The following is a 4,461-nucleotide window of genomic DNA, read 5'->3' as shown; positions in this document are numbered from 1 at the left end:
AGGAGCTGGATGAGGTGGTTGGACACCAAGGGCTCGTCGACTTCGGCGCCCATGTCTTTCCCGCGATGCTCACGGGGGGACGCCACCTCCAGACCTTCCGCTTCCAGGGCTACTGGCAGGACGTCGGAACGATCCGCGCCTACTTCGACAGCCACATGGAGATGCTGGAGCCGGGCGGGCCGATCGATCTCCCCTCCTGGGGAGTCCGCACCAATCGCGACGAGAATCGCCCGGGAGACAGGCCGCCGGCCCGCTTCACGCCGACGGCGCGCGTGGACGGATCGATCATCGCCACCGGCTGCACGATCGCCGGCGAAGTCCGCCAGAGCATCCTCTCGCCCGGCGTGGTGGTCGAGGCGGGCGCCGTCGTCGAGCGGTCGATCCTGATGCACGATGTCCGCGTCGGCGCGGGGGCGCGCGTGACCGAGGCGATTCTGGACAAGCAGGTCGCGCTCGGGCCCGGCGCGATCGTGGGAGGGATCGGCGAGAACGTGCCGAATCTCAGATACCCGGGCCACCTGGATGGCGGACAGGTGCTGATCGGGAAGAGCGCATCGGTGCCGGCCGGTTCGAGGATCGAGAAGAACACGATCCTCTTCCCTTCCGTCACGCTCCCTCGGGGAGCCCGCTCGCACACGAAGGCGGGCGAGACGATCGGCGACATCGACCGCTGAACGCGGGCCCGTCCGTGCCCGGCTACGCGGTGACTTTCCGGATCGCCTCCTCCTCGCTCGCGGCGCTCTCCACAACATCGAGGAAGTGGACCACTCCCAGGATCATCTCCGCCCGCTTGGGAATCGAGGCGAGGCACAGCTTGCCGCCCGCGTTGACAATCGATGTGTAGCAAGCGGCCAGGATGCCCAGCCCCGCGCTCGAGAGATGCTCCATCCCCTCGAGGTTGATGACGACTCGGTTGGGCCCCTTTCGGACCCCGCTGCGGACTCGCTCGAGGAACTCGTACGACATTTCGTTGCTCGTGAGCCCGCCGCGCAGACGGTAGATCGCGAGGGGCGGGTGTTTGCGATCCACCTGCTCGACGCTCAGCTTCGACCAATCGGACATCTCGGGTCCCCCCCTTCGACCCCGCCGGGATCAGATGACGGGGCCTCCTACTCGATCGAGACGACCCTCACGGTTCGAGTCATCCCGGGCGTCCAGAGACGCACCCAGTAGGTGCCGCTCGGCACCGGCCGGCCGACGTCGTCACGGCTGTCCCACTCCGCCTCCTGCCATCCGGCGGCGGAGGGAACATGCTCGAGACTCCTGATCAGCCTCCCCTGAGCATCATAGACGCCCAGACGGCTCGTCAACGTCGCAGGAACGAAGGTGCGGATCACCATTCGATCCCGGACCGGATTCGGTCCCACGAGAAGCTCCGCCTCGGCGGGAAGGGAGAGGTCCTCCGCGCCGACCTGCTCGTTGACCGTGAACGACGCCGCCTCCATATAGAGCCCCCGCTGCTCCGGATCGGCCGCGTAGGCCCGCCAGTGGTAGGTCCCCATGCTCAGCGGAGGGGTCACTGCCCAAGAGGTCTGGCCGCCCGCTCCCTGAGGCACGCCGTCGATCGAGCGGACGATCTGCGTGAGATCGCCGTCCGAATAGATCCTGAAGCCATAGGTCAGGGGATCGCTCTCGGGATCGTTGGCGTTCCCGATCTTGAGAATCGCGCTGGCCGGCACATTCGTCGCCCCGTCGGCGGGAGAGACCAGCGTGGGGGAGCTCGGCGGCTCGTTGCCGGTGCCCGCGTTGTAGAGGTAGAAGTCGTCGATCCCGCCCTCGATGATCTCGCCGACCGTGGTGCCGTCGGCGGCCTGCACGCGGAAACGGACCTGGTTCGTCAGCGGGATGTAGTCCTCGAGGTCGGCCGTAAAGCTCCGCCAGGTGGCCGATGAGGCGACATCCCCGAGCGTCAGGAGATTCACCCAGGAGCCGCCTCCGTTGGAGGAGGCATCGATCTTGAAGAAGTCCCCCGCGTCGCCTCCCGTGTCGCGCTGGCCATGGAAGTACATCATCGAGACCCTGACGGAGGCGTAGGCGGACAGGTTGAAATCGGGCGAGCGCATCGCGGCGATCCCGCCGTCCACGTCGTCGACGCCGTTCTGGCCGCTGGGATTCTGCGCCGTGATCATGGCGTAGATGCCGGGAGCGGGGGTCGTGTCATCGCCGGGCTGGTAGCTGGTCGCAACCGGGTCGATCCGCACCCACGCGCCCGTCGTCGCCGTGTGGGAGGGATCCTGGCTCCACTCCTCCCCAGCATTCTCGAAGTCGTTCGCGACGAGGACCGGCGGGACGCCGATCGTCAGAACGAATGGAGTCTCCGAGTGGACTCCGCCGTCGGCGTCGGCGACGACCGTGAAGGTGACGAGCCGTCCCTGCGGGCAGGTCGCGTCGGCCCGGACGCTGAACGGATCGGCCGTGTTGGTCCAGCTCTGTCCGGGGGTCAGGGTCCCGACTCCGTTGGAGGCGTCCAGGAGAACGATGTACGGATCGTCGCAGAGAAGCCTGATCGAGACGCTGGTCGCGTTGGCGACGACGCCGCTGTTGTGGATCGTGGCGAGAAGGTCGACGGTCTCCCCCGGCTCGATCTGTCCGTTACCGTTGCCGCCCGACACCGCAAGGCCCGTCGTGCTCACGACGGGGCCCGCGATCTGGGTCAGATAGAGCGCGGAGTAGAGGTTCTCGGCGAGGAGCCCCTCGCGCTCCGACTGCGCGGGCCAGAAACCGCTTCCTCCAAACTCGGTGCAGAAGGAGAAGATCTTCGGCTTCGTCGTCTGCTCGCCGTAGGTCCAGTCGAAGAATCCCCCGTTGACCTCGTACAGGATCTCAGGGGGCTGGCCTGTCTGGTAGCCGTTGTAGCGCGCCCGCTCCGACGCGATCGCACGGAACGTCGCGTCGTCCGGGGTGTGGTTCAGGGTGTACCCCCAGGGAAAGAGGATCATTCCCGCCACCGAGTGCCAAGTGTCGTGCGTCACGAACTCCCGCCCGTTGATGAGGTTGATCATCGCCTGGTTCTCGGGCTCGCTCGCAGGAGCCGTCCCCCGATAGGTCTCGTCGCACGGATCGCCGGACGACCCGCCCCCGCCCCACTCGTATGGATAGTTGCGATTCGGATCGACGCCGCGGCACGAGCTTCCCTGGTTGACGCGGCGGTTCTTCCTCCACATCCCCCCGCCGTTCGGATTCGTCGTCTCGTTGTAGACGAACCCGTCCGGATTCATGATCGGCACGAAGTAGATCTCCCGATTGTCCACAAGGAACGTCGCCAGCGGATCGGTCCCGTAGTTCTCGCACAGATAGCGCGGAAAGTAGAGACACATCTCCACCGTCATGATCTCGCGCGCGTGATGCACCCCGTCGTGCAGCACCTCCGGCTCGTCCTCGTCCACGTTCGGATTGTCGGAGACCTTGATCGCCCAGATCTCCCTCCCCTCGATCGAAAGACCCAGCGAGAAGGGCGCCGTCGTCAGGTTCGGATACTGGCTGTGCAGGAGATTCAGCTCCGCCACCGTCTCGGCGTACGTGTGCCAAACCCCGTAGTCCCTCTTCCCCGCCTGCCGCGAGGCGTAGAAGCTCTCCAGATCGGGTTGGATCACCTCGACATGCCACCCCTCGTCGAGCAGCCTCCTCGTGATCGAGGGACGCGACAGGAGGCGAACGTCCCCGTCGCCGAGCCCCATCAACTCGAGGTCGGAGCCCTTCAGCAACTCCCGGAGCGAGGAGTCGCTCGGGAGCAATACCCGGATCTCCTCGTAAACCTCTCCCTCGAAAGCCATTGCGGCCGTCGAGCCCAGCCCGAGAATGAGAACAGCAAGCGGGATTGCGGACCAGAAGCGGTTCATCCGTCCCCTCCTATCGGTGCGAGGAACATAGCTGCCAGCACACAGATCCAGTATACCCCTAATCTCGATTCATCTCAATGTCTCGCTGGGGCTTGCGGCGGGCGCGCCACTCGGGCGCGGTGGCCACATCCCCCACCGTGATCAGGTTGATCCAGGAGGCGCCGGCGTCGGGAGAGACGCAGAACTTCAGATGGTCGGCCGGATCGTCCCCCGTATCCCTCTGCCCATGGAAGTAGTCCATCTTGAGGCGCACTCGAGGGTACGCGGAGAGGTCGTAGTCGGGCGAGCGGGTGGCCGCCGCTCCGGTGTCGACATCGTCGGTCCCGTCGTACCCTCCGGAGTTCTGCCCCGTGATCCAAGCGTAGAGACACATCTCCACCGTCATGATCTCGCGCGCGTGATGCACCCCGTCGTGCAGCACCTCCGGCTCGTCCTCGTCCACGTTCGGATTGTCGGAGACCTTGATCGCCCAGATCTCCCTCCCCTCGATCGAAGGACCCAGCGAGAAGGGCGCCGTCGTCAGGTTCGGATACTGGCTGTGCAGGAGATTCAGCTCCGCCACCGTCTCGGCGTACGTGTGCCAAACCCCGTAGTCCCTCTTCCCCGCCTGCCGCGAGGCGTA

General features: G+C 65.9%; 4 protein-coding genes. 1 reads left to right on the top strand and 3 read right to left on the bottom strand.

The window, feature by feature from the left end; genetic code table 11:
• Positions 1-674: glucose-1-phosphate adenylyltransferase (locus FJY88_12170; protein ID MBM3288090.1), on the top strand; the 674-nt coding region annotated here is incomplete at its 5' end.
• 22 nt (positions 675-696) lie between these two features.
• Here FJY88_12170 and FJY88_12165 read toward each other — a convergent pair.
• The 3 genes from FJY88_12165 to FJY88_12155 form a co-directional block, all read right to left on the bottom strand.
• Positions 697-1,062: an STAS domain-containing protein gene (locus FJY88_12165; GenBank protein ID MBM3288089.1), complete on the bottom strand. Its 366-nt coding sequence runs from the start codon at positions 1,060-1,062 to the stop codon at positions 697-699.
• Positions 1,063-1,109: 47 nt separating this feature from the next.
• Positions 1,110-3,839: a hypothetical protein gene (locus tag FJY88_12160; protein MBM3288088.1), complete on the bottom strand. Its 2,730-nt coding sequence runs from the start codon at positions 3,837-3,839 to the stop codon at positions 1,110-1,112.
• A gap of 58 nt (positions 3,840-3,897) precedes the next feature.
• The coding region (locus FJY88_12155) for a zinc carboxypeptidase (GenBank protein MBM3288087.1) at positions 3,898-4,461 on the bottom strand (564 nt) is incomplete at its 5' end.

This window comes from Candidatus Eisenbacteria bacterium, from assembly GCA_016867495.1.
Lineage (GTDB): Bacteria > Eisenbacteria > RBG-16-71-46 > CAIMUX01 > VGJL01 > VGJL01.
Note: the sequence above shows the minus strand (reverse complement) of the source record. Positions and strands in the feature narration are given on the sequence as shown.

Bases quoted from the DNA above. Each gene is read 5' to 3' on its own strand.
- FJY88_12165 (MBM3288089.1), bottom strand. From the start codon at position 1,062: ATGTCCGATTGGTCGAAGCTGAGCGTCGAGCAGGTGGATCGCAAACAC.
- FJY88_12160 (MBM3288088.1), bottom strand. From the start codon at position 3,839: ATGAACCGCTTCTGGTCCGCAATCCCGCTTGCTGTTCTCATTCTCGGG.